Source organism: uncultured Pseudoxanthomonas sp. (assembly GCF_947498795.1).
Lineage (GTDB): Bacteria > Pseudomonadota > Gammaproteobacteria > Xanthomonadales > Xanthomonadaceae > Pseudoxanthomonas_A.
In genome coordinates this window covers 1-1,230 of record NZ_CANMLQ010000026.1, presented here as the reverse complement: position 1 = coordinate 1,230, position 1,230 = coordinate 1, and the positions used below count along the sequence as shown (strand labels likewise).

At 63.3% G+C, this 1,230-nt stretch carries 1 protein-coding gene; it reads right to left on the bottom strand.

Features of this window, described 5'->3' with window-relative positions:
- Positions 1-8: 8 nt before the first annotated feature.
- Positions 9-1,169, bottom strand: coding sequence for an IS30 family transposase (locus Q0907_RS18950; RefSeq protein WP_299347596.1), 1,161 nt, complete (start codon positions 1,167-1,169; stop codon positions 9-11).
- Between the last annotated feature and the right edge of the window lie 61 nt (positions 1,170-1,230).

Here is a 1,230-nt window from a genome sequence, read left to right as displayed (position 1 = left end):
CCTTGGATTCAACCAATCGACGCAACAGTTTGTCGATATCGCTCTGCTGGTGTTTCGTAGTCCAGCGTCTTGCGTGGCCGCTCGTTGAGTTGGCGTGCAACGGCGTCCAGCTTGGCCTGCGTGACATCGGCCAGATTGATCCCCTTCGGGAAGTACTGCCGCAGTAGGCCGTTGGTGTTTTCGTTGGTACCGCGTTGCCAAGGATGGTGCGGGTCGCAGAAGTAGACCTGGATGTTCGTGGCCAAGGTGAAGCGGCGGTGCGCCGCCATCTCCTTGCCCCGATCCCAGGTCAGCGACCGGTACAGCTGCTTCGGCAGACGGCGTGCGTTCTTGATCAGTGCATTGACCACGGTCTCCGTGTCCTTGCCTGCCACCTTCACCAGCATCAGGTAGCGCGTCTGTCGCTCCACCAGCGTGGCGATCTGACTGTTCCGGTCACCGAACAGCAGGTCGCCTTCCCAATGCCCTGGCACGGCCCGATCTTCGGCACTGGCCGGCCGCTCTCTGATCGAGACGGTGTCTGTGATCCGACCGTGGCTCTCTGTCTTCTGGGTGTGGTGTCGTGAACGACGCATCGCCCGCGTGCGCCTCAGGTGCGCGAGCAACTCCTGTTTCAAGGCTCCGCGCGACTGGATGTAGAGCGTGCGATAGATGGTCTCGTGGGACACCTGACGGCTCGCATCATCGGGATAGGTGCGTTTGAGCCAGCCGGCCACCTGCTCAGGCGACCACTGCCGCTGGATCTTCTCTGCCACGCGAGCAGCCAAGGCTCGATGCAGCGCCAGCTTACAGGTCTTGGGGCGCCGCGCTCGGTCCCAGGCAGCCAGGTCGGCTTGGTTGGCGCGGTAGCCTTCAGCGCCCTCGTTGCGCCCGATCTCGCGGCTGACCGTGGATGGCGCCCGTCCCAGCAACGCGGCGATCGTGCGGATCGACCGTCCCGTCGCCAAGCCGCGGGAGATCTCCTCGCGCTCGGCCAGGTTCAGTGCCCTCGCGGATCGTCGCCTTGTCGGCGGACGAATGCCGCCGTGCTGGACCAGGATGCTTCGGACTGAGCTGTGGTGCCGGTCAAACAGGGACGCGATCTGATGCAGGGACTCGCCCTGCTGCCAGCGGTCCCACATCAGTGCCTTCTGGGTGTCGGTGTAGTAGATCCTCTTCCTACGCTTCATCTGCAACACTCCCGCTGCCTATGCAGCTATCCGTGTGTTGCGTCGATCATATGAATCCGCG

What these genes read in the sequence shown, in the direction of transcription:
- Q0907_RS18950 (WP_299347596.1), bottom strand. Translation starts at nt 1,169, where the DNA reads ATGAAGCGTAGGAAGAGGATCTACTACACCGACACCCAGAAGGCACTG.